Below are 23,324 nucleotides of genomic sequence, written 5' to 3'. Positions count from 1 at the left end.
ACAAGTTGTTCTTGTGTTTGTTGTTATTTAGTGTACCAAAGATATCGTCTATCATATGGTGAGCTTGATATTGTAATACGTTTTGTTTTACGCTGTCAAGCTTTATTTAATTCTTGCTAAGCTTCGTAATTTGTTTTACTTGTTTGTAAACTCTTCGTCGCTCAGTGGTGGCGTATTATACGTGAATCTAAATGGGTGTCAACACCTTTTTCTTAAAATTTTTAAATAAAATAAAAATACCGCCTTGCGGCGGTATTTTTATTGATGCTCTAATCAGTAAATTGATTATTTGTTGTCATCTTTTACTTCGGTGAATTCTGCATCGACAACCCCATCATCTTGCTGGGTTTGTTGTGGCTGTGCATCACCCGTTTCTGCAGTAGCGCCTGCGTCAGCGTAGATTTTTTGACTAACCGGTAAGAAGGCATTGTCTAGGGCTTCAAGTTTTGACTTGATGTCTTCTAGATTATCTTCTTTGACAGCCAATTCTAGCGCTTTGATAGCTTCTTCTACTGCGGTTTTGTCGCTATCGGTTACTTTGTCAGCCGCATCTTTCATGGCTTTTTGCACGCCATGAATACGACCATCTGCTTCGTTACGTACTTGCGCAAGTTCAGCAAATTTGGCATCTTCAGCGGCATTAGCTTCAGCATCACGAATCATCTGCTCAATTTCAGCATCTGATAGACCTGAATCGGCTTTAATTTGGATACTTTGTGCTTTACCCGTACCTTTGTCTTTAGCCGAGATATTCATGATACCGTCAGCGTTGATGTCAAAGGTAACTTCAATTTGCGGTACGCCACGCGGTGCGGGTGGAATATCGGTCAAATCGAAACGTCCAAGCAATTTGTTTTGTGCGGCAATTTTACGCTCACCTTGGTAGACCTGAATAGTTACTGCTGGTTGGTTGTCATCCGCTGTAGAGAACACTTGTGATTTCTTGGTTGGAATCATGGTGTTTTTCTCGATGATTGGCGTCAACACACCGCCCATGGTTTCGATGCCTAGGGTTAACGGTGTCACATCAAGCAGTAGTACGTCAGTTTTGTCACCAGACAGTACCGCACCTTGAATCGCTGCACCCATCGCTACGGCTTCATCAGGGTTCACATCTTTACGAGGTTCTTTACCAAAGAATTCTTGAACACGCTGTTGCACCAGTGGCATACGGCTTTGACCACCCACCAAGATAACGTCATCAATATCAGACGCTTTTAAGCCCGCGTCGCTCAGTGCGATTTTACAAGGCTCAATGGTACGGTTGACAAGCGCTTCAGTTAAGCTTTCTAACTTGGCACGGGTTACGTTTACCACTAAGTGTTTTGGACCTGTGGCATCGGCAGTGATATACGGTAAGTTAATATCCGTGCTTTGTGAGCTTGAAAGCTCGATTTTCGCTTTTTCTGCCGCTTCTTTTAGACGCTGCATCGCCAGTGGGTCACCTTTTAGGTTCACACTGTTTTCTTTTTTAAATTCTTCAACCAAGTAGTCGATTAAGGTTAGGTCAAAGTCTTCTCCGCCTAAGAAGGTGTCACCATTGGTTGAAAGCACTTCAAATTGCTGCTCGCCATCAACGTCTGCGATTTCGATGATTGAAATATCGAAAGTACCACCACCTAAGTCATAAACCGCAATCTTACGGTCTGCCCCGCCTTTTTTGTCCATACCGTAGGCTAAAGCTGCCGCTGTAGGTTCGTTGATAATACGTTTGACATCAAGACCTGCGATTTTACCTGCGTCTTTAGTGGCTTGACGTTGGCTGTCATTAAAGTAAGCAGGTACCGTTACTACCGCTTCAGTGACGTTTTCACCCAGATAATCTTCTGCAGTTTTTTTCATTTTCTTCAAAACTTCAGCAGAGATTTGAGGTGGTGCTAATTTTTTACCGTTGATGTCAACCCAAGCGTCGCCATTGTCAGCTTTGACAATTTTATATGGCACCATACCGATGTCTTTTTGCACGACTTTATCTTCAAACTTGCGACCAATCAAACGTTTGATAGCAAATAAGGTATTTTGTGGGTTGGTTACCGCTTGGCGCTTGGCTGATTGACCGACTAGGATTTCCCCGTCATCTTTATAAGCAACGATTGATGGGGTGGTACGTGCGCCTTCAGCATTGTCGATGACTTTAACTTTGTCACCTTCCATCACTGCAACACATGAGTTGGTTGTACCTAAGTCAATACCAATAATTTTAGCCATAATTAAATTCTCCAATTTTTATTTTGATGGTAAGTGGTGATGAGCACCACGTTGTCTTGTATTTTTATATCGGTTTACCGAGGGTTTTTTTCAAGCAGTTAGCAAAAGTTTTTTGCTACGCTTGTTACCAATCGGTCAATCCGTTGTTTACTGCTTGCCTACTAGCTGCCCACGCGAACCATGGCTGGGCGCAATAAACGCTCATTTAGCGTATAACCTTTTTGTAGTACTTGACCGACTTGGTTGGCGCTTGCCTCTGGGTCGATACCCACGGCTTCATGCAGGTCAGCATTGAATGTTTCGCCTTGTGGATCGACCACTTTTACGCCGTATCTTTCTAGCACCGTAAGCAGCGATTTGTGGGTAAGTTTGACGCCTTCAAGCACGGGATCATTGTCAGATTGGCTACTTTCAATTGCACGTTCAAGGTTATCCACGGTTTCTAATAGGTCTTTGGCAAACTTTTCTAAGGCAAATTTTTTGGTTTTTTCGGTTTCTTGCTCCATGCGGTTGCGCGCATTGTAGGCTTCAGCATTGGCACGGGCATGGGCTTCTTTGGCTTCTTTGACTTGACCTTCAAGCTCGGCAATACGCTGCTCGTAAGTGCTCAAATTAATGTCGCTAGGAATGGTTTTTTGCTCGTTACTTGGCTCAAACTGTTCCATGGCATCTTTTAACTCCGTTGAGACGGCGTCAGTTTGATTTTGCGGTTGCGTATTTTGGTTGTTATCAGCTGAATTCATCAATCATCACTCCTATTATCAAAGTAACCGTCACCAAGGTAACAGTTACACATTAAAACAGTTAAAGTTATTGGCTTTGATAATGGTTAATCCCTTTGATTTCAAGAGTGATTCGCATTATTTGCGGGTCAAAATGGCGTTTTTCCTATGAAATCCACACTAAATTTGCGTATTTATGACATGAGAAGATAAAAATTGCCAAAAACAAGGTGTTAAGCGCGTACTTGTTGTTGGGTTAGTGCATCAAAAATTTGGCTAGGTCGAACAAATCCAAGGGTGTCGCCGAGTAAATAACCGATGGCATCACCAAAGTATTGATAAGCAGCCGCGAAATCAGTAGCAGGTGTTAGACCAGATAGGTTACAACTTGTGGATACCAAAAATCCAAACGGGTTATTGTTGTCTACATGGGCGATGTGATTGCAAAGTTCGGCAATCATCGGATGGCTAATCACCCGTATGGCTAAGCTATCTCGCCCACCTGTGACCCACTCGGGGATTTTGCCTTGCAATGATGCAGGAATCGGTAACAACCAAGTGGTGGCTTGTGCATCGCTAGACTGCCAACTTGCCGCAATGCTATCGACTACTTGCTGTGGTAACGGCTGTAAGAATGGCTGAATATGGGCGATATCGCCTGTGATAACAATCATACCTTTTTCGATTGGACGTTGTTTAATCGCTAAAATCTGTTTCACTGCGGTTTCGTTAAATGGGTCACAGCCGATTCCCCACACCGCTTCGGTTGGATAAGCCAGTAGATTGCCGGCTTGTAGAAATTGCTGAACTGCATCGAGCTGGGTGTCATTAAATTGCATTATATACCTCGATTATTTTGTAGTTTTTTTTGCTTATCGCTTATCAAAATTAAGGGCGGCAGCGCATATACAGACCGCCGCGCTGCATCACCAATCCCATTAGCTCAAGCTCAATCAGCCAGCCCATAAGTGTCGCAATATCGGTGCGGGTCTTATCGACCAAGCTGTCTAAATCTTGCCCGACCCAATCGAGTTGATTAAGTAGTGTCTGCAAATGCGGGGGCACATCCATCGCCAATGTCGCTTGGTGCGGCTGGGTTTTTGGTGCTGATTCGGACGGTAATTGAGGGCTATTGCTCACTGCCTGTGCAACTATCGGCGCTGTTTCAACCTCGGTGGCTTTGACAATCGGTGATTTAAAAATTGATAAATCTTCCAAAATTTGTGATGGATGATCGACCAAGGTCGCACCTTCACGAATCAATTGGTGGCAACCTTTGGCGTTGAGGTTATCAATATGACTAGGAATAGCAAAAACTTGTTTGCCTTGCTCGTTGGCTTCTCTGGCCGTGATGAGCGAGCCACTTTTTGCAGCCGCTTCTACAACCAAAGTTGCTAAACTTAGCCCAGCGACGAGACGATTGCGCCTTGGAAAATGGTAGCGATTGCTCGGCATATCAGGCAATAATTCACTAATGACGCAGCCACCTGACGCAATAATATGGGCTTTAAGGCTGGCGTGATTTTTTGGATAACAATGTTTAATACCATTGCCCAGTACCGCAATAGTACCACCTTGTGTGGCCGTCATCTGTAAACTTAACGCACCTAAATGTGCTTGTTTGTCAATTCCTTCTGCCATGCCACTGGTGATCCATAAGCCTTCGTGCGCCAAATATTGCGCCATATCAAAGGCAATTTTTTCGGCATGTGGGCTAGGTTTACGACTTCCAACGATCGCCAATTGTGGTTGGCTTAAGGCAGATAAGTTGCCTTGGTACAATAGCAAAGGGGGTGGGTCATAGATGTTTTTTAACTGACTCGGATATAAAGGGTCATTATCAAACACCACACCATACTGCCCTTGTGATAGTTCTAATAGCGTATCATTCAAAAATTGGCTGGTTCGACTGGCGCTGATAAACTCAGCAAAGCGTTTATGGTGATTATCATGCAAGCCCAGTGCTTGCCAATCTGCCAGCGTGGCTTGAATCGCTTGTTCAGCGCTACCAAAACGCGCTACAAGCTTATTATAAACAGGTACAGATAAGTTCACTAAATGCCATAACAATAGGGCAGCCTGCTGCGCCGGGTTTAGGTTAGGCTGATAGTCCTGCATCACGTATATTCCTTAGGCATGTATATGGCTTATGGTGTTTGCTATTATAAATTTTTCTCACGATAAAAACTTTAAAGACAGCAAAGCCAGTCAAGGTGACTGGCTTTTGAACAATCGCTTACCAAGCCAAGCAAGCATAACCAAGGGCAAGCAAAGGTAAGCGAAAGCGTTAGTTGCCGACCGCAGGCAATAAAAAATCTTGCTCATGAATTGGTGCTTCTGCATCGAGTACATAAGCGTAGCTAATATCGTTAAATGCTTTAAATACCATCACATGACCGATTTGCTCACTTGGCAACCGTACTGCCCCACCTTTCACGGATGAATAGTCGTCCAAGACTAAAGCGCCTTTTTGATAAACCGTTAACACATCGCCTGGCTCAGCGCCTTGGCTGGTGCCCAAATTAATGGCAATCACCCCATCTCGACCCGCACTACTAATTGAGTTTAAAATACGAATCACGCGACCGCCACGAGTAACGCTGGCAGGTTTTGGATAAAAAGCGGGTGGCAAGTACTGACCGACTTCGACAAATACACGGTCACCTTCGCGCACTTCTTGACCATACGATTTTTTAAGCTCGATACTAGAAACACCGTTTGATGCTACGCTAGTGACGATACCTGCAGCAACCTGGGTGACTTCAAGACCGATGACTTTACGGGTAGTTGGGTCAACATACGGTTCGCCCTCACGATACACGCCATAGCGTTGTCCCACAATGAGTGGCACGCCTTTGGCATAAATTTTGTTACCGACACCTGTGATAATGTTTTTATCTTTTGAAGCCAGCACATAGGGAGTAGTTTTAAAGTCATCAGGCGATACGATGATATTGCGTTCAAGCCATGTTTCAATGGCAGTCAAAGGAATCGCAGGGATACTACCGGCAGCACTCACCACGGTGGTTGTAGTGGTTGGCGCGCTCATGGCTTTTTTAATGCCTGCACAGCCTTCCCCCGTATCTACACCGACCAATTTTTGCCCTTTAATCACACATAAGATAATCACATCTTTTGGATAAATCAGATGCGGATTACGAATCTGTTTATTAGTCGCCCAAATTTCTTTCCAGCGCCACGGACTTTCTAAGAATTTACCGGAGATATCCCAAAGCGTATCACCTTTTTTTACCACATAACGGTTGGGCGCATCGGCTTTGATACGAGGTGGCGGATTATTAGCAGCGGCTAGCGAAGTCACTGTCATACCTAGGGTTGCCAACAAAGCGAAGGATAATTTTTTCATTGTCGTGGTGTTATAGTTCATCATAGCCCAATACTCAAGGTTAACGGCTTAACGCTTTAAAATGGCATATGCTTTACCATCACTTATAAAAATCATAGCCGAATGTTGTGTTATGTGTCGCAAAATCACCCATAATTTGCACTATGTAAATTTTGGTTAGCATAGCATAAAATAATTGGGGCTTCATAAATTTTCTCTTTAATTCTCTTTAAATAGTTTTTTTAAATAATTGGTTTTTGGTAGATTTTAATCACTCAATAATTATCATTGATTATTTGCTATTGTGAAGCGATTGGATTGCACCTATATATAGGTTATAGTAGCCAAACTTTAGCGTTTGCGTTACCCTATGCCAATTTTTTTAGAGAATTTTTGCCAGATTAACCAAATTAAAAGTTGACCCATTATGGCCTTACGTACTATTTTAAACTACCCAGACCCGAGGCTTCGTACCCTTGCCAAGCCTGTTACCCACTTTGATGATGACCTAAAAACCTTGATTGATGATATGTTCGAAACCATGTATGCCGCCAAAGGTATAGGTCTGGCGGCAACGCAAGTGGATGAGCACATTCAATTGGTAGTGATGGACTTATCTGAAGATGGCAGCCAGCCTCGGGTGTTTATCAATCCCATTGTGACCCCGTTAGCCGATGAATTATATAGCTACGAAGAAGGGTGTTTGTCTGTGCCCGAGTATTATGACAAAGTCGATAGACCCAAACATGTCAGAATTGAGGCTGTCGACGCGCAGGGCAACCCGTTTGTTGAAGAAGCACAAGGCCTACTTGCCGTATGTATCCAACATGAAATTGACCACTTAAACGGTAAAGTTTTTGTGGATTATTTATCCAAGCTCAAACAAGACCGTGCACGTGATAAGGTGCGTAAAGTTGTCAAACAACGTGAAAAAGATGCTGAACATAAAAGATTGTGATTTTTAACTGTAAGGGAAAACCATGACCACTCGCCCATCGCGTATCGCCACCGTAACACGAAATACTGCCGAAACCCAAATCACCGTGTCTATCAACCTTGACGGTACAGGTCAAGGCAGCATTGACACGGGTGTGCCATTTCTTGACCATATGCTTGACCAAATCAAACGTCATGGCTTAATTGACATGGATATCACCTGTAACGGCGACACCCACATTGACGACCATCATAGCGTCGAAGATGTCGGTATCACGCTAGGTCAAGCCTTCAAACAAGCGATTGGTGATAAAAAAGGCATCGTGCGTTATGGACATTTTTATGCGCCGCTCGATGAAAGCCTCAGCCGTGCGGTAGTGGATATTTCAGGTCGCCCTGGACTGCATATGGATATCCCGTTTACCCGTGCGATGATTGGTGGGTTTGATGTGGATTTGTTCAGTGAATTTTTTTATGGCTTTGTCAATCACGCCATGATAACTATTCATTTGGATAACTTGAAAGGCAAAAACAGCCATCACCAAATTGAAAGTACCTTTAAAGCCTTTGCTCGTGCGCTGCGCATGGCAGTGGAATATGATGAACGTGCACTCGATAGATTGCCAAGTACAAAAGAAAGTCTTTAATAGCAAACTGTAAAAATAAAAGCCCTGTTTGAGACGAGGGCTTTTTTTATGCTAGTTGTTTTGTACTAATTTTCGGGTGTTAGTCCTTAAAATTATTAAATTGCAGGGGCACACCAAATTGCTTTTCTTTCAAAAACGCCATCGCTTGCTGTAGCGTATCTTTTTTCTTATCATTGACCCGTACTTTATCGCCTTGAATCGCTGCCGATACTTTCAAGTCCGACTCTTTTAATGCCTTACTGATTTTTTTGGCGGTATCGCCATCAAGTCCATCTTTGAGATTGACTACCTTTTTCATTTGTTTGCCCGAACCTTGATTATCCTGTGGGTCGAGCGACTGCAAATCCACCCCACGTTTTATCATGTTTTTCTCAAGCATGGCATACACGTTTTCCATCTGCAACTCATTGTCTGCGGTGATGGTGATTTTTTTGTCTTTCTCATTGAGTTCGACTTTAATATCACTGCCCTTAAAATCAAAACGGGTGGCGATTTCTTTCTCGGTATTTTGTACGGCATGTTTAACTTCAAATAACTGTAATTCTGAAACCACGTCAAATGATGGCATGAGGTTTTCCTTATCAAATTTGTTGAATAAAATCTAAAAAATCTGCCCTATCATAACTGATTTTGTCAATTTTTAACAATTGACCCAATATTTACTCAAAAGATAATTGTATAAAATAAATCATATATTTCATTATGTTTCAAAATATTAATTAAAATGATTAACTTTTTGATAACGCTGATTACAGTTTTTTACCTTATTTGTTTGTATAATGAGTAAGCAAATAGGTCATTTACTAAAAAATGTAATATAACAATTTACGATAATAAGGAGTAGGACATGGCGTTTAGCGATATGATTGGCAAACAAGTGCCAAGCGTGACTTTTCATACCCAACAGCAAGGCAAATGGGTAGATGTTAGCACAGATGAATTATTCAAAGGCAAAAAAGTAGTATTGTTCGCATTACCAGGGGCGTTTACACCAACGTGTTCATCACTGCATTTACCCCGCTACAACGAATTGGCAACTGAATTTGCCAAACTAGGCGTTGATGACATCGTGTGTGTCTCGGTCAATGATACCTTTGTTATGAATGCTTGGGCAAAAGACCAAGACTGTAGCAATGTGACCGTGATTCCAGATGGTAACGGTGAGTTTACTGAAGCAATGGGGCGCCTAATTGATGACTCAGCAATTGGGTTCGGCAAACGTTCATGGCGTTATTCGATGCTGGTGGATGATGGCAAAATCGTCAAAATCTTTGACGAACCCCAAGACAGCGGCAGTGATGACCCATACGAAGTATCAGATGCCGATACCATGATTAAATATATTGACCCAAACTGGCAAGACAAACCCTCTGTCTCAATTTTTACCAAGCCTGGTTGCCCACATTGTGCCAAAGCCAAAGAAACGTTAACACAAAAAGGCTTCAAGTTTGAAGAAATTGTACTTGGTAAAGACGCTACTATTACCTCAGTGCGAGCCATTACTGGTCGTGAAACTACCCCACAGGTGTTTATCGGTGGCAAACACATCGGTGGTAATGATGACTTACAAAAATATTTTGCTGATGCAAAATAATGTTTGATTAAATAAAAAAAAGACAGTCTAGGCTGTCTTTTTTATTGGCTAGTTAAAATTATTTTCCATCTCTTCAAGCGTCATCATCAAATTCATCACCTGCTCTTCCACTGCTTCAATCTCACTTTTTAATGCCGTCTGCTCATCGAGCAACGTTAACAAATCGGCTTTTCGGCTATCATCATACAGACCTGCATCACCCAGTTTTTCTTCGATCTCACCCAACTGCGCCATGAATTTTTCTAGTTGCTTTTCCTCGTTTTCGATTTTTTTACGGATGGGCGCGGTGAGTTTACGCTGTTCAGCGGATTTTTTGCGTTGTTCTTCTTTGGATAACGCATTGGGCACGTTAGACGTTTCACGTGAAACATCTGTTTTATGGTCGGCTAATTTTTTGTCTTCGAGCTTTTTATTGTCGTTCGCTTGTTTGGCTTGCTGTTTACGGGTCTGTGATAACCACTGACTATAATAAGCGATGTCATTGTCAAAGATGTTACATTGACCATCATGCACCAAATATAGCTCATCGCAAACATTGGCTATCATTTCTCGGTCATGTGACACCAGAATGACCGCCCCTTCAAATTCTTGCAAAGCCATGCTCAATGCTTGCCGCATTTCCAAATCTAGGTGGTTGGTCGGCTCGTCTAATACCAAAACATTGGGACGCTGCCATACGATGAGCGCAAGGGTGAGTCTTGCCCGCTCGCCGCCAGAGAATAACTTGCTTTTGGTATCAATGCGCTCACCGCGAAAGTCAAAACTACCTAAAAACGCCCGTAAATCAGCGTCTGAGGTTTTGCCTGCGAGACGCTGCAGCATCAACATGGGTGATGCTTCGCCATCAAGGCTATCCATTTGGTGTTGGTTAAAATACCCTAGTACCAAACTATCTGCGGCTTTACGCGTCCCAGACAAGATAGGCAACTCACCCACCAAGCCTTTAATAACCGTTGATTTGCCTGCGCCATTCATCCCTAGCAGACCGATGCGGCTGTCAGGGGTAATTTGTAGGCGAATGTTCTCGATGAGTGCGACACCGTTGTAACCCACACTGGCATTGTCTAGCACCAATAATGGCGATGTTAATTGCACAGGGGCTTTGAAACGAAATTGAAACGGATTGTCCGCCATGATAGGCGCTAGCTCGGTCATCCGTTCCAGCTGTTTGACACGGGCTTGTGCTTGTTTGGCTTTGGAGGCTTTGGCTTTAAAACGGCGGATAAAATCTTCAAGGTGCGCACGGGTTTCTTGCTGTTTTTCAAACTGTTGCTGTTGCTGGGCTAAGCGCTCACTGCGGGTACGCACAAAGGTGCTGTAATTGCCTGTATAAAGGGTCATTTGCTGGTTTTCAATGTGCAAGATATTGCTCACCACATTATCCAAAAACGCTTGGTCATGCGAAATCATGAGTAGCGTGCCGTCATAGGCTTTGAGCCATTCTTCAAGCCACAAGATGGCATCCAAATCCAAGTGATTGGTCGGTTCATCAAGCAGCAATAAATCTGCTCGGCTCATTAAGGTTTTGGCAAGGTTTAGGCGCATACGCCAGCCCCCTGAAAAACTACTCACAGGTTGGCTTTCTTGGGCGACATTAAATCCAAGTCCTGTCATGGTTTGGGAGGCTTTTGCAGGGGTACTATAACCATGGATATCATCGAAGCGCGCGTGCACATGGGCAAGCTCATCTTCTGACAAAGTATCTGGATGGTTAATCTTATCTTGCAGCTCAAAGTATTCTTTGTCGCCACTCAACACAAAATCTATTGCCGACTGGTCAGTGCTTTCAATCTCTTGCGCCATATGACCGATTTGCCAACTGTTGGGAACCGATAGACTGCCTGTATCGAGTGCCAATTCGCCTTCGCCTTTTTGGTTCAATAGCGTCGCAAAAAAACTGGATTTACCTGTGCCATTGTTGCCTGTTAACCCGATTTTCCAACCTGGATGGATTTGCAAATTAACATCTTTAAATAATACCCGCCCATCACGGCGAATACTGGCATCTTTTAGTTCTATCATAATCGGCTCAAAACTCAAAAAATTTGACTAAAATTAAATGGGAAAATTCTTGATAGTATAAAGCAAGCACCCCATAATAAGAAAAAAGTTTTTATAAGGAATACCCCGATGAGCGATACCGTAACTGATAGTATGGTTGATGGCATGACCTTGACCGATAATGCTGCCAAAAAAGTGCGTAGCCTACGTGATTCAGAAGGCAATAACGACTTGATGCTGCGGGTATATGTGACGGGTGGTGGCTGCTCGGGTTTTTCGTATGGTTTTAATTTTGAAGAGAACTTGGGCGATGATGATGCTACCTTTAGCAACGATGATGTAGCACTGGTCGTTGATAGTTTGAGCTACCAATATCTACATGGCTCAACCATTGATTATGTGGAAGGATTAGAAGGCTCACGTTTTACCGTCAACAATCCAAACGCCACTACGACTTGTGGCTGTGGTTCGTCATTTTCTATCTAGCTTTACTGGCTAATTTTACTGTGGTTTTTTACCTAGTTTATTTGAATGATTAAAAGGCTTTAGCTTAAATATAGTAAGTAACTGTTAAGTTTAGCCTTTTAATTTGCGTTTATCCTGTATTTGTTACCTTTGAACAAAATCATCTACATTTTTTTAGCGTTTATCAGATTTTATTTGTGTTGTCAGCCTTTATCCATAATAATGGTGTGATCTACAGCGTAATAACACCTAAGTGTTATCATCAAGTACCCTAATATAGGTTGACATTAATTTATTCTTGTTAATTACTTAACGTTAAATGTGTTAATGATTTAAGTTTGTTAGCTAAGCAATGATAATTAAGCAATCTTTATTATTAATTTAATAATACCAAGGAGCTTATCATGGCTAAATTATCTTTAGACTCACTCAATAACATCGATGGTTTTATTGCAGCTGCATTGGTTGACAGCGAATCAGGTCTAGCCCTTGCCACAACGGGTAATGGTATCGACCTTGAAGTTGCAGCAGCGGGAAACACTGAAGTAGTACGTGCAAAACGTAAAGCTTCTAAAGCTTTAAACCTTAATGATAATATCGAAGACATCCTAATCACATTAAGTAAACAATATCACTTAATCCGTCCGCTAGTCCGTAACGAAAACCTATTCTTATACCTAGTACTTGATCGTCAAAAATCAAACTTAGCCATGGCGCGTCATGAATTAAAAGGGTTTGAGACTGAATTGGATTTCTCTTAATGCCTTTTTCATTAAAAGTGACAGATGTCAGGTAAAAATTACCAGTTAATCGAGTAATACGATAGTTTTTATCATACCCACGGTATTATTACTGTGGGTTTTTTACGTTTGGCGAATATCGCAATTGGTAATTTCGTCATCACGATATTTTGATAGTGTTTGCCTAAATTTGGTGGCATAATTTCACACAATTAAAAATACTATTAGGATAACTATGACTCAAGCGCCTCAAACTTGTACTTCTTTGCAGCTACCTACTTGGCTAACCGCTGAAAACATTCATGGCATGCTCCGGGGTATTGAAAAAGAAGGCTTACGTATGAGCCCTGAGGGATATATTGCCACTACCCCACACCCTGCCAAGCTTGGCTCAAAACTCACTCACCCTTTTATCACTACTGACTATGCCGAAAGCTTGTTAGAGCTAATTACTGAGCCAAAACCCACGGTGAAAGAAGCGCTTGATATGCTGCGTGATTTGCATATTGTGGTTCAAAATGCTTTGACCGATGATGAGCTGTTTTGGTCGATGTCGATGCCTTGTATGATTTCGGACGATGAAGATATTTTGCTGGCAGACTATGGCACCTCAAACTCAGGTAGATTAAAAACCCTCTATCGTCACGGCTTGGGTATTCGCTATGGTCGCCGTATGCAGACCATAGCAGGATTGCATTATAATTTATCATTTGGTGATAATTTATTCACCGCTTGGCAACAGCAGTTAGGTGATACCCAGTCATTAACTGAATTTAAAAATGAAAAATACTTGGGTCTGATTCGTAACTTCAAGCGTCTAAGTGGTATGGTGCTGTATTTGGTTGGTGCAAGTCCTGCCGTGTGCGCGTGTTTTTTAAAAGGTCGCGAGCATCCGCTAAAGCCAATGAACGCATCAACTTACTATTTACCCAACGCCACTTCCCTGCGTATGGGCAAACTGGGTTACCAAAATAGCGTACAAGATGATTTAGATATCCGCTACAACAGTCTTGATGAATATGTCGCTGGTTTGCGTAATGCCATCCACACGCCGCATCCTAATTTTAGCGCGTTGGGACTCGATGACGACAACGGCTACCCCATTCAAATCAATGACCATATTTTGCAGATTGAAAACGAGTACTACAGCCCGATTCGACCCAAACAAATCACCCAACCTGGCGAAAACCCCAGTGATGCCTTAGCCAAGCGCGGTATCGCTTATGTGGAACTCCGAGCGATTGACTTAGATCCGTATAGCGAAATCGGTATCAGCTTAAATACCGCCTGTTTTATGGAAATTTTAGCATTGTACTGCCTATTGCTAGATAGTCCTGACTTATTGCCCGATGAAGATGCCCTACTTGCTCAAAACCAAGAAAAAATTGTCAATCAAGGGCGCGAGCCAAACTTAATGATTGATACACTAGCAGGGCAAGTCGCATTTAAAGACTGGCTAGTACAGCATTTGCTAGGTATGCGTAAGCTATCAGAACTCTTAGATGTCACCTATGGTAGTAATGATTACCGCAACGCGTGGCAATCAATGATGGCAAAAGCGCAAAATCCCGACAATACCCTATCAGCACAAGTATTAGCCGATACCGAACGCTTTGATAGTAGCTGGCAGTTTGGTAAGTCACTGGCGCAAATGCATGCCAATCGCTTAAGACATCAAGGATTGGTCCCTGAGCAAATGACTTACTTCGAGCAGCTTGCCAAAGACTCTGTGCGTGAGCAGGCTGATATCGAGCAGAATGACACACAAGATTTTTATGCATATGTAGGTCAATTTCGCTAATTAGTAGGTGCTAGTTATCAGGTGCCAGTTAGCAGGTATCGTTGCGCTGATTATTTTATAGGGTTAAATTTCTAAAATTCTAAGCGCTATTGTTTGGCTTATTCTTTTTCACTAAATTGTTTGATGGTTTTTTTATGCGTGATGCTTCATTGACCCACAGCTTGTTAAGTTATCGGGGACTGACAGGACTATTGACGTTAGCCAGCATTATTGGCATGAGTTTCGCCTATTTTTATTTGCAAGGGGTGGTAAAATTAGACCCGTGTCCGCTGTGTATCTTTCAGCGAGTGGGTTTGATTGTGATGGGGATTTTTGCCTTTATCGCCTTTTTGCTCAATCCAAAACAAGCTTGGGCAAAGATTTTGTTGATGTTTGGCGCGCTGCTCGGCATTTTGTGGTCAATTGCTGTGGCGATTCGCCATGTCTGGATTCAACACCTGCCACCTGACCAAGTCCCCTCATGTGGTCCTGGGTTAGACTATTGGATGGATACGTTGCCGATTGCCCAAGTGCTGAAAGAAGTATTTAAAGGTTCTGGCGAGTGCGCGGTGATTGACTGGACGTTTTTAGGCTTTAGTATCCCAGAATTATCCTTGGGGTTTTTTAGCATTTTATTGGTAATGATTATTTTGGCGATCCGTAAAAGCAATACTCGATAACACTATCGGTCGTGGTTTAAACCCATAAAAAAGGCGATAATCAATCGCCTTTTTTATTAGCTTTTTTAGTCCCTTTATTCCCATTCAATGGTCGCTGGTGGCTTACTTGAGATATCGTAGGTCACACGTGATACCTCTTTGATTTCATTCATGATGCGATTGGACACTGTTTCAATCAAATCATACGGTAAATGGGCAAAACGTGCTGTCATAAAGTCAATGGTTTCAACCGCCCGTAATGCAATCACCCACGCATAGCGGCGACCATCACCGACCACGCCCACTGATTTTACAGGTTGGAACACGGCAAACGCTTGTGCGGTTTTCTCATACCAACCAGATTTTTCCAACTCTTGCATAAAGATGGCATCGGCTTGACGCAAAATATCGGCATATTCTTTTTTCACTTCACCCAAGATACGCACGCCTAGACCTGGACCTGGGAAAGGATGACGATAAATCATCTTTTCAGGTAACCCTAATGTCACGCCGAGCTTACGCACTTCATCTTTAAACAGATCACGTAAGGGTTCAATGAGTTTGAACTGCAAATCGTCTGGCAAGCCACCGACATTGTGGTGCGACTTGATCACATGCGCTTTGCCTTGGTGACTTTTTGCAGATTCAATGACATCGGGATAAATGGTCCCTTGTGCTAAGAATTGAATGCCTTTGCCCTCACCCGACAGTTCACGTGCCGTATCTGCAAACACATCGATAAAGGTTTTGCCAATGATTTTACGTTTGGCTTCTGGATCACTAACACCGGCTAATGCGGTCAAAAAACGTTCTTCAGCATCCACGCGAATGACTTTAACGCCCATGTTTTCAGCAAAGATTTGCATCACTTGGTCGCCTTCATGTAGGCGTAACAAACCATTATCAACAAACACACAGGTTAGCTGCTCGCCAATCGCTTTGTGAAGCAGTGCGGCTACCACCGAGCTATCAACGCCGCCCGAAAGTCCCAACAATACTTGCTCATCGCCAATTTGTTCTTTTAACTGGGCGACACGCATCTCAATGATGTTATCCGGCGTCCATGCATTGGCACAGCCACAGATTTGGTGGACAAATCGGCTAATCAATGCCTCACCTTGCAGCGTATGGGTCACTTCTGGATGAAACTGCACCCCATAATAATGCTTGCTTTCATTTGCCATCGCAGCAATTGGACAGCTTGGGGTTCTGGCAGTCACTTCAAAGCCTGCAGGTAACTCAACAACTTTATCGCCATGACTCATCCAAACGTGTAATTTGTTGGGCTCATCTTCAATGCCTTTAAAGAAGCTATCTTGAGCGGTTTTTTCAATGATAGCAGCGCCAAACTCTTGGTGACTGCTGGCTTCAATTTTGCCACCAAACCGATCTGCCATCGCCTGCATACCATAGCAAATGCCTAGTACCGGCACATTGATATCAAATACGGCGTCATTAATTTTTGGGCTATTTTCTGCATACACGCTCTCTGGACCGCCCGATAAAATAACCCCTTTTGCACCAAAGTCGTGAATGCGCTGTGCGTCAATATCGTATGGGTACATTTCACAGAATACCCCTGCTTCACGCACGCGGCGCGCAATCAGTTGACTGTACTGTGAACCATAATCCAATACCAAGATACGGTCTTGTTTGATTGAGTTGTTGGATGTTGACATACGAGCCTCTTTAAATTTGGATAAATAGCTTAATTAAACCAATGCTAACAGGTTTCAAAAATTTATGGGTATTGTACCAATTAACGGCTTTATTTGCTGATTTTTATAGACTGAAAAATGGCTACATGAATGTTTTAAGTAAAATTTTCTCTAAAAAATTTCTATGATAAACGGTCATTAATTGCGTTTTTTTTGTATCGCTTTCACCAATTGATTATCTTTGTTACACAAACCTCATCTAATAGGCTTTAGGTTTACCAAACTCTACGAAAAAATTGCTCATACTGCTACAGACGGGCCGCAAAAATTTATTATTATGAAACAGTAATAACCGAAAACGGGTTTACGAAAAATTGATTTTAATTTATTGATTTTAAGTTAATGTCACGTTTAATCGTTTTTCGACAATAAAAATAATAGCCGTATTAACAATTTTTTCTAAATACTAGTATGGCTTGGATAAAAAAACTTCAAATGAGGATACAATCATGGTAGATAATATTAATAATTCAGACTTAAACCGCGACCCTATCACTGGTGAGCCAGGCTCACACCCAATTGGTACTGCAGTAGGCGGTATGGGTGGTGCAGCTGCAGGTGCAGCTATCGGTGCTATTGGTGGTCCATTAGGTATGTTAATCGGCGGCGCAATTGGTGCAATCGCTGGTGGTGCTGCAGGTCACGCCGCAGGTGAAGCGATTGATCCAACTATCGAAGATACTTATTGGAACGATACCTATTCACAAACAACCTACTATAAAGATGGTTATGATTATACCACTGACTATCAACCAGCTTATGCCGTCGGTTATGCCAATCGTGCAAAATACCCAGCCGGTACAACGTTTGACAGTGTTGAATCAGACCTTGAACGTAGCTGGCATGAAGTAAAAGGTAATTCACGTCTTGCATGGGAAGATGCCAAAGAAGCCATTCGTGATGGTTGGGATAGAACAGACGCGCGTATTGCTGGTCAAGAATATTCACCACGTCTTCGTACGGTGGATGGCTATGCAGAAGGTGAAGAAAAAGGTCATCCTGTTGCTACTGGTACAGGTGCATTAGGTGGTGCCGCAGCAGGTGCAGCCGTTGGTTCAGTAGCCGGTCCTGTTGGTACCTTAGTGGGTGGCGCTATCGGCGCAGTAGCAGGTAGTGCTGCAGGTCATGAAGTTGGTGAAGCAGTCAATCCTACTACTGCTGAAGATGCTTACGAAAAACCTCATCCAGTTGCCAGTGGTTCTGGGGCACTAGGTGGCGCCGCAGCCGGTGCAGCCGTTGGTTCAGTAGCGGGTCCTGTCGGTACCTTAGTGGGTGGCGCGATTGGCGCTGTAGCTGGCGGGGCAGCAGGTCATGAAGTCGGTGAAGCAGTCAATCCAACTGAAGCAGGCGAACAACGTAAAGAAGCTAACCCTGTTGCCAGTGGTACAGGTATGGCAGCCGGTGCCGCTACAGGCGCAGCGATTGGTGCGGTAGGTGGTCCCGTAGGTTCAGTGGTGGGTGGTGCAATTGGTGCCGTAGCAGGTGCAGCCACAGGTAATGCCGTAGCAAATACGCTTGAAGGTAATACAGAAGAAGATACCTACTGGCGCAATAACTACAATACCACGACTTACTATACCCAAGGCTATGATTACGATACCGACTATCGCTCAGCGTATGATTATGGTTACCGTGCCCGTCATCATTTTAATACCGCTAATGAGTTTGAAAGTGTTGAAAATGATTTACGCAATGATTGGGAACAATTCAAAGGTAATTCACGTTTGACTTGGGATCAAGCTCGCCTAGCAGCACGTGATGCCTGGTATCGTATTAAGCGTTAATCTTCCGACTAAACTAGCTCAACATAAAAAAAGACTTTCATTAATTTGGAAGTCTTTTTTATTTGACTATTAAAATTAAGGACAAAAAAGCTAGTCTATTAAAGTACCATTTTAATGCCAATACCGATTAACACTAACCCACCAAAAATTTCAGCTTTACTCTCAAGCCACGTACCTGATTGCTTGCCCATAAAGACGCCAATAAAGCTAAAAATCCCTGTTACTACGGCAATTACTGCACAGGATACATAAGGATTGACTGGGATTAAATTTAAGGTAAATCCGGCTGCCATTGCATCAATACTGGTTGCAATCGCTAAAGTAGTCATAGTTTTATGGGTGATGACAACATTGGGATCATTGGCGATATCTAACGCAATATTGTGCGGGGTGGAATCTTGTGATGACGCAGCTTCATCATCGCCAGATAAGGCTTCATACAGCATTTTTCCACCAAGCCCCACCAAAATAATGCACGCAATCCAAGGCGCCCAATTTGCGATAAATCCTAAGATTGAACGTCCACCGAGATAACCAATCAACGGCATCAAACCTTGAAAGACGCCAAAATATACGCCCGCCATAACCGCAATTTTGCTCGTATCTTGGCGGTGTTTGGCACCGAGTCCAATCGCCACAGCAAACGCATCCATCGATAAGGCTATCGCTAGCAGTAATAAAGCAATCATGTGATATCTCTTTTAAAAATTCTAGCTGAAATAAAACCACCTTATTACAACATAAGGTGGTTTCCATTGTATTAAAGTATTAAAACACGATCCTAAAATTGGGTTAAATATCTAAGTTGGTCACCGTTAACGCGTTCTCCTCAATAAAGGCACGACGCGGTTCTACATCATCCCCCATCAGACACGAAAACAAATGGTCAGCAGCAATCGCATCTTCAATGGTGACTTTTAGCATATGGCGGTTTTCTGGGTCCATTGTGGTTTCCCACAATTGATCAGCGTTCATCTCCCCTAGCCCTTTATAACGCTGAATCGCTAAACCACGGCGCGCATAACTCATGATAAATTGCCATAGATAACCCATGTCTTTGATCGGCAGTTTTTTATCACTTTTAGCGATATAAGCGGTATCTGACAACATGTCTTTCCACTGGCTGGTCAAGCGATGCAAACGGCTATACTCACCTGAACCAATAAATGCGGTATCTAACAAGTATGCGTGTGGCAACTGATGGATAAAAATCGTCACGCGCGGTAGATAATAGGTTTTTTGATGATCGCCTTCTTGTTTGCTAAAGGACTCTAATTCAATTTGTGGGTCTAATCCGTCTGCCGTCACTGCTAAATTCTGCGCTAACGCTTCTACCCAATTTCGCATTTGCGCTTCATCTTCAATCATCGGTATGCTAAGCTTGCTGGTGATTGCCAACGCATCCAATACGGCGCTTGGATATTTGATTTGCAAACGGTTTTTGATGGTCTGAGTTTGGTTATAATCATTGAGCAAGGTTTCTAGCGCTTGCCCTGTGACCGCAGGCGTACCTTCACTCAAATGCAACTGGGTATCGTCAATGGTTGACGACAACAAATAGGCCTTTAACGCTTCATCATCTTTAACATACAATTCTTGGCGGCCTTTTTTCACTTTATACAGTGGTGGCTGCGCAATATAAATATGACCACGTTCTAATAGCTCTGGGGTTTGACGGAAAAAGAACGTCAGGAGCAAGGTGCGAATATGTGAACCATCCACGTCCGCATCGGTCATGATGATAATTTTGTGATAGCGTAATTTATCAGGATTGTACTCATCAGGTCCGATGCCTGTACCCAATGCGGTAATCAAGGTACCCACTTCCTGCGACGATAGCATCTTATCAAAACGCGCACGTTCTACGTTTAGAATTTTACCTTTCAGCGGTAAAATCGCCTGCATCTTACGGTTACGCCCTTGTTTGGCAGAACCGCCTGCCGAGTCCCCTTCCACAATGTACAGCTCTGACATCGCGGGGTCTTTTTCTTGGCAATCAGCAAGTTTGCCTGGCAGACCTGCGATATCAAGGGTGGTTTTACGGCGGGTCATTTCACGAGCTTTACGCGCAGCTTCTCGCGCACGGGCGGCATCGATGATTTTACCAGCAATCCCTTTGGCCGCATTGGGATTTTCAAGCAAGTAAGCGCTAAACTTATCGTGCATGGCTGATTCAACCGCGGGTTTGACTTCACTCGATACCAGTTTGTCTTTGGTTTGGCTTGAGAATTTTGGGTCAGGTACTTTGACAGAAATAATCGCCGTTAGACCTTCCCGCGCATCGTCACCTGTTACCGCAACTTTTTCTTTTTTCATCAAGTTTTCGCTATCCATATAGCTATTTAGGCAGCGTGTTAATGCCGAACGAAAACCAGAAAGGTGGGTACCACCATCTTTTTGCGGGATATTGTTGGTAAAGCATAATACTTTTTCGTTGTAGCTATCTGTCCATTGCAATGCTACTTCGACGCTGATACCGTCATTTTCTTCGCTGGTAAAATGAAACACCTCATTTAATCCAGTTTTGCCCGCATTGATGTAATGGACGAACTCAGATAGACCGCCAACGTGTTCAAACTCATGGCGTTTGTCATCGCGCTCATCCGTCAATACGATGCGTACACCCGAGTTTAAAAACGACAATTCGCGTAAACGCTTGGCGAGAATTTCAAAATCAAAAATCGTGCCTGTAAAAATATCATCGCTTGGATAAAAACGCACTTGTGTGCCTGTTTGCTGGGTGGTTTCAAGCTGCTCGATAGGCGCTACAGGCTCACCATCAGCATACGTTTGGCTATAGTGGTAGCCATCACGCCAGATATCGAGCACCAGTTTTTTTGATAACGCATTAACCACTGAGACACCGACACCGTGCAACCCACCTGAGACTTTATAACTGTTGTCGTCAAATTTACCGCCCGCATGCAGTACTGTCATGATAACCTGTGCGGCTGACACCCCTTCTTCTGGGTGAATATCGACAGGAATACCGCGTCCATTGTCTTTGACGCTGACCGATTCATCTTCATGGATGATAATATCAATTTGATCACAGTGACCCGCCAAAGCTTCATCAATGGCGTTATCCACCACTTCAAACACCATATGATGCAAACCTGTGCCATCGTCGGTATCGCCAATGTACATACCAGGGCGTACACGGACGGCTTCTAAGCCACGAAGTACGCGGATACTATCAGAACCATAGGCTTTATTTTCTTGATGACTTGATTGGGTAATAGATTGTTGTGTCTGATCGGCTACATTCGCAGATGTATCAGTCATGATGACTCCATAAGTTTTGCATGGCAAAAACGTCAGAACATACTCGATTTTATGGTCAAAATCGTTGATTTTTTTCTTAGTTTTTTGGCGAAAAATAAAGGGTTTATTGTAGCAAATTTTAGGGGAAAAGTCACTGAATATCCCCGCTTATGAGAGGCAAAATGGTGATTTAGCTGAGCTAAAAAAGAAGGAGTTTAAGTTACATCAGTTTGAAAAAATACTTAATCATCTAACCTTAGTCACCTAAAAATATTATTGGTTTTCATAGGTCATTTTGAATGCCTTGTGCTTCAAGGGATAATTGTCTAACACTTCCCTGTTCCACGTGAAACAGTTTTATATTATCCTGCCAAATCTTTTGAATACTCTCAACGATATCTTGGGTGAGACTGGTGATAAACAGCTGTGAATTCACTTGTTTTAAGCCAGTTAATAACAACATAAGTGCGTCATTATCTAATTCCGCTGTGATATCGTCCACCAATACCAAGGGTACTTTATCGACCTGATTGAGTAACGGCAACTGCGATAAGCGAAGCGCCATGACCAATAATTTTTTTTCACCCCGTGACAGCATATCGGTGGCAAGCAATGTCTGCTTGTGCTTATGCCCTGCTGCATCGGTATGCACTAAATCTAGCACAACATTGATATCAGCCCGATGGCATCCCATACGCGTATAGCCAAGCTCAATGTCAGATGCTAAACGATTGGCTAAGGTAATGGCTAAGCCAGCTTCAGTATCAAACCCCGGGGTATAACGCAATCGTAATTTTTCGGCATACTGGGGTAAAAATTTTTGCACTTGCGCCAAAAAATGGGGCTGCCATTGTTCAATGATGTGGGCCCTTGCTTGGTGAATTTTCTCTGCATGTTGACTGAGCTGGTAATCCCAAGCTGACAGTTCTTGCTGTTGCAGGCTAGTTAATGAGACGTTGCCAACATTTTGCTTTAATAAGCTATTGCGTTGTTTTAGTAGACGCTGATAAGACAGCCAATTGGAGTGGAATGATTGTTCCACGTGAAACCCTAACCAATCTAACATTTCACGCCTTGCTTGACTACCGTCCTCTAGTTGGGCAAGGCTCACAGGCTCGAGTAATAGTGTGGGTAGCAGCTGCGCAAGTGGGCTTTGGGTGACAAGCGACTGCCCATTGAGTCGCAATTGCGTGGTAGCGTCTTGGGATTTGGCAATAGCGACCGTTTGATCATGATTGAGCCTAGCAAAAACCGTCGTATCGCTAAAACCATGCTCAATATAATGCCTCGGTTGATGATGGCGAAAACTTTTGCCGCGCGATAATAAATAGATGCTTTCTAATAGCGACGTTTTCCCGCTGCCATTTTGACCCAAGAACACATTACAACTGCTGGGTTGTAATTCAATCGTGTGAAGATTGCGAAAATGATGAATAGCTAATTCAATAATTTGCATGATT

General features: G+C 43.1%; 18 protein-coding genes and 2 pseudogenes. 9 read left to right on the top strand and 11 right to left on the bottom strand.

The genetic code is table 11. The features are described from left to right. Window positions 1-285 precede the first annotated feature (285 nt). From dnaK to RT422_RS09850, 5 genes are all read right to left on the bottom strand, one after another. Window positions 286-2,208, bottom strand: a complete 1,923-nt coding sequence (dnaK, locus tag RT422_RS09870; protein ID WP_284034825.1) for a molecular chaperone DnaK — start codon at window positions 2,206-2,208, stop codon at window positions 286-288. A gap of 161 nt (window positions 2,209-2,369) precedes the next feature. Next, window positions 2,370-2,951: a nucleotide exchange factor GrpE gene (gene grpE / locus RT422_RS09865; protein ID WP_096488251.1), complete on the bottom strand. Its 582-nt coding sequence runs from the start codon at window positions 2,949-2,951 to the stop codon at window positions 2,370-2,372. A gap of 212 nt (window positions 2,952-3,163) precedes the next feature. After that, entirely contained in the window at window positions 3,164-3,769 is a 606-nt protein-coding gene (locus RT422_RS09860; protein WP_284034826.1) for an L-threonylcarbamoyladenylate synthase, read from the bottom strand. Between the two features lie 49 nt (window positions 3,770-3,818). Continuing rightward, entirely contained in the window at window positions 3,819-5,048 is a 1,230-nt protein-coding gene (gene dprA / locus RT422_RS09855; protein WP_096488247.1) for a DNA-processing protein DprA, read from the bottom strand. 169 nt (window positions 5,049-5,217) lie between these two features. Next, window positions 5,218-6,321, bottom strand: a complete 1,104-nt coding sequence (locus RT422_RS09850) for a LysM peptidoglycan-binding domain-containing protein (protein WP_313422096.1) — start codon at window positions 6,319-6,321, stop codon at window positions 5,218-5,220. 382 nt (window positions 6,322-6,703) lie between these two features. Between RT422_RS09850 and def the strand changes: the two genes are divergently transcribed. After that, the gene (gene def / locus RT422_RS09845; RefSeq protein WP_313422095.1) at window positions 6,704-7,234 is read left to right on the top strand and encodes a peptide deformylase; all 531 of its coding nucleotides are present in this window, start codon (window positions 6,704-6,706) and stop codon (window positions 7,232-7,234) included. Window positions 7,235-7,256: 22 nt separating this feature from the next. Further along, window positions 7,257-7,859, top strand: coding sequence for an imidazoleglycerol-phosphate dehydratase HisB (gene hisB / locus RT422_RS09840; RefSeq protein WP_007117432.1), 603 nt, complete (start codon window positions 7,257-7,259; stop codon window positions 7,857-7,859). A 79-nt stretch (window positions 7,860-7,938) separates the two neighbouring features. On the opposite strand, the gene RT422_RS09835 is transcribed toward hisB, so the two are convergent. Then, entirely contained in the window at window positions 7,939-8,427 is a 489-nt protein-coding gene (locus RT422_RS09835) for a YajQ family cyclic di-GMP-binding protein (RefSeq protein WP_036591734.1), read from the bottom strand. A 279-nt stretch (window positions 8,428-8,706) separates the two neighbouring features. Between RT422_RS09835 and RT422_RS09830 the strand changes: the two genes are divergently transcribed. Further along, window positions 8,707-9,453, top strand: coding sequence for a glutathione peroxidase (locus RT422_RS09830; protein ID WP_284034829.1), 747 nt, complete (start codon window positions 8,707-8,709; stop codon window positions 9,451-9,453). Window positions 9,454-9,501: 48 nt separating this feature from the next. Here RT422_RS09830 and RT422_RS09825 read toward each other — a convergent pair whose 3' ends face one another. After that, entirely contained in the window at window positions 9,502-11,475 is a 1,974-nt protein-coding gene (locus RT422_RS09825; RefSeq protein WP_284034830.1) for an ATP-binding cassette domain-containing protein, read from the bottom strand. A 132-nt stretch (window positions 11,476-11,607) separates the two neighbouring features. Between RT422_RS09825 and erpA the strand changes: the two genes are divergently transcribed. From erpA to RT422_RS09805, 4 genes are all read left to right on the top strand, one after another. Next, on the top strand, window positions 11,608-11,940 hold the full coding sequence (erpA, locus tag RT422_RS09820) for an iron-sulfur cluster insertion protein ErpA (RefSeq protein ID WP_050326059.1): 333 nt from the start codon (window positions 11,608-11,610) through the stop codon (window positions 11,938-11,940). A 383-nt stretch (window positions 11,941-12,323) separates the two neighbouring features. Beyond that, window positions 12,324-12,680, top strand: a complete 357-nt coding sequence (locus RT422_RS09815) for a hypothetical protein (RefSeq protein ID WP_050326054.1) — start codon at window positions 12,324-12,326, stop codon at window positions 12,678-12,680. A 214-nt stretch (window positions 12,681-12,894) separates the two neighbouring features. Then, window positions 12,895-14,460, top strand: a complete 1,566-nt coding sequence (gene gshA / locus RT422_RS09810) for a glutamate--cysteine ligase (RefSeq protein WP_007117438.1) — start codon at window positions 12,895-12,897, stop codon at window positions 14,458-14,460. Window positions 14,461-14,594: 134 nt separating this feature from the next. Then, window positions 14,595-15,119 carry a disulfide bond formation protein B gene (locus RT422_RS09805; RefSeq protein WP_284034831.1) on the top strand — a complete coding sequence of 175 codons (525 nt, stop codon included), beginning with the start codon at window positions 14,595-14,597 and terminating at the stop codon, window positions 15,117-15,119. A 74-nt stretch (window positions 15,120-15,193) separates the two neighbouring features. Here the strand turns inward: RT422_RS09805 and guaA are convergent, their stop codons facing one another. Further along, the gene (guaA, locus tag RT422_RS09800) at window positions 15,194-16,777 is read right to left on the bottom strand and encodes a glutamine-hydrolyzing GMP synthase (protein WP_095356239.1); all 1,584 of its coding nucleotides are present in this window, start codon (window positions 16,775-16,777) and stop codon (window positions 15,194-15,196) included. Window positions 16,778-17,265: 488 nt separating this feature from the next. Between guaA and RT422_RS12170 the strand changes: the two are divergent. Then, a pseudogene (locus RT422_RS12170) lies at window positions 17,266-17,730 on the top strand (hypothetical protein); the annotation flags it as partial. Between the two features lie 66 nt (window positions 17,731-17,796). Continuing rightward, window positions 17,797-18,159 (top strand): annotated as a pseudogene (locus RT422_RS12165) (glycine zipper domain-containing protein); the annotation flags it as partial. 539 nt (window positions 18,160-18,698) lie between these two features. Here the strand turns inward: RT422_RS12165 and RT422_RS09785 are convergent. The 3 genes from RT422_RS09785 to recF all read right to left on the bottom strand — a co-directional run bounded on the left by RT422_RS09785 (window position 18,699) and on the right by recF (window position 23,320). Continuing rightward, entirely contained in the window at window positions 18,699-19,289 is a 591-nt protein-coding gene (locus tag RT422_RS09785; RefSeq protein ID WP_284034832.1) for a manganese efflux pump MntP family protein, read from the bottom strand. Between the two features lie 103 nt (window positions 19,290-19,392). Continuing rightward, window positions 19,393-21,885 carry a DNA topoisomerase (ATP-hydrolyzing) subunit B gene (gene gyrB / locus RT422_RS09780; RefSeq protein WP_313422094.1) on the bottom strand — a complete coding sequence of 831 codons (2,493 nt, stop codon included), beginning with the start codon at window positions 21,883-21,885 and terminating at the stop codon, window positions 19,393-19,395. A gap of 262 nt (window positions 21,886-22,147) precedes the next feature. After that, on the bottom strand, window positions 22,148-23,320 hold the full coding sequence (gene recF / locus RT422_RS09775; protein WP_095356242.1) for a DNA replication/repair protein RecF: 1,173 nt from the start codon (window positions 23,318-23,320) through the stop codon (window positions 22,148-22,150). Window positions 23,321-23,324: the final 4 nt, after the last annotated feature.

The organism is Moraxella sp. CTOTU49803 (assembly GCF_032097965.1).
In the GTDB taxonomy this organism is placed as follows: Bacteria; Pseudomonadota; Gammaproteobacteria; order Pseudomonadales; family Moraxellaceae; genus Faucicola; species Faucicola tetraodonis.
This window is presented reverse-complemented; position numbering and strand designations above follow the sequence as displayed.

Bases quoted from the DNA above. Each gene is read 5' to 3' on its own strand.
- dnaK (WP_284034825.1), bottom strand. From the start codon at position 2,208: ATGGCTAAAATTATTGGTATTGACTTAGGTACAACCAACTCATGTGTT.
- hisB (WP_007117432.1), top strand. From the start codon at position 7,257: ATGACCACTCGCCCATCGCGTATCGCCACCGTAACACGAAATACTGCC.
- RT422_RS09805 (WP_284034831.1), top strand. From the start codon at position 14,595: ATGCGTGATGCTTCATTGACCCACAGCTTGTTAAGTTATCGGGGACTG.
- RT422_RS09835 (WP_036591734.1), bottom strand. From the start codon at position 8,427: ATGCCATCATTTGACGTGGTTTCAGAATTACAGTTATTTGAAGTTAAA.
- gyrB (WP_313422094.1), bottom strand. From the start codon at position 21,885: ATGACTGATACATCTGCGAATGTAGCCGATCAGACACAACAATCTATT.
- recF (WP_095356242.1), bottom strand. From the start codon at position 23,320: ATGCAAATTATTGAATTAGCTATTCATCATTTTCGCAATCTTCACACG.
- grpE (WP_096488251.1), bottom strand. From the start codon at position 2,951: ATGAATTCAGCTGATAACAACCAAAATACGCAACCGCAAAATCAAACT.
- gshA (WP_007117438.1), top strand. From the start codon at position 12,895: ATGACTCAAGCGCCTCAAACTTGTACTTCTTTGCAGCTACCTACTTGG.
- RT422_RS09815 (WP_050326054.1), top strand. From the start codon at position 12,324: ATGGCTAAATTATCTTTAGACTCACTCAATAACATCGATGGTTTTATT.
- RT422_RS09785 (WP_284034832.1), bottom strand. From the start codon at position 19,289: ATGATTGCTTTATTACTGCTAGCGATAGCCTTATCGATGGATGCGTTT.
- erpA (WP_050326059.1), top strand. From the start codon at position 11,608: ATGGTTGATGGCATGACCTTGACCGATAATGCTGCCAAAAAAGTGCGT.
- RT422_RS09860 (WP_284034826.1), bottom strand. From the start codon at position 3,769: ATGCAATTTAATGACACCCAGCTCGATGCAGTTCAGCAATTTCTACAA.
- dprA (WP_096488247.1), bottom strand. From the start codon at position 5,048: ATGCAGGACTATCAGCCTAACCTAAACCCGGCGCAGCAGGCTGCCCTA.
- def (WP_313422095.1), top strand. From the start codon at position 6,704: ATGGCCTTACGTACTATTTTAAACTACCCAGACCCGAGGCTTCGTACC.
- RT422_RS09825 (WP_284034830.1), bottom strand. From the start codon at position 11,475: ATGATAGAACTAAAAGATGCCAGTATTCGCCGTGATGGGCGGGTATTA.
- RT422_RS09850 (WP_313422096.1), bottom strand. From the start codon at position 6,321: ATGATGAACTATAACACCACGACAATGAAAAAATTATCCTTCGCTTTG.
- guaA (WP_095356239.1), bottom strand. From the start codon at position 16,777: ATGTCAACATCCAACAACTCAATCAAACAAGACCGTATCTTGGTATTG.
- RT422_RS09830 (WP_284034829.1), top strand. From the start codon at position 8,707: ATGGCGTTTAGCGATATGATTGGCAAACAAGTGCCAAGCGTGACTTTT.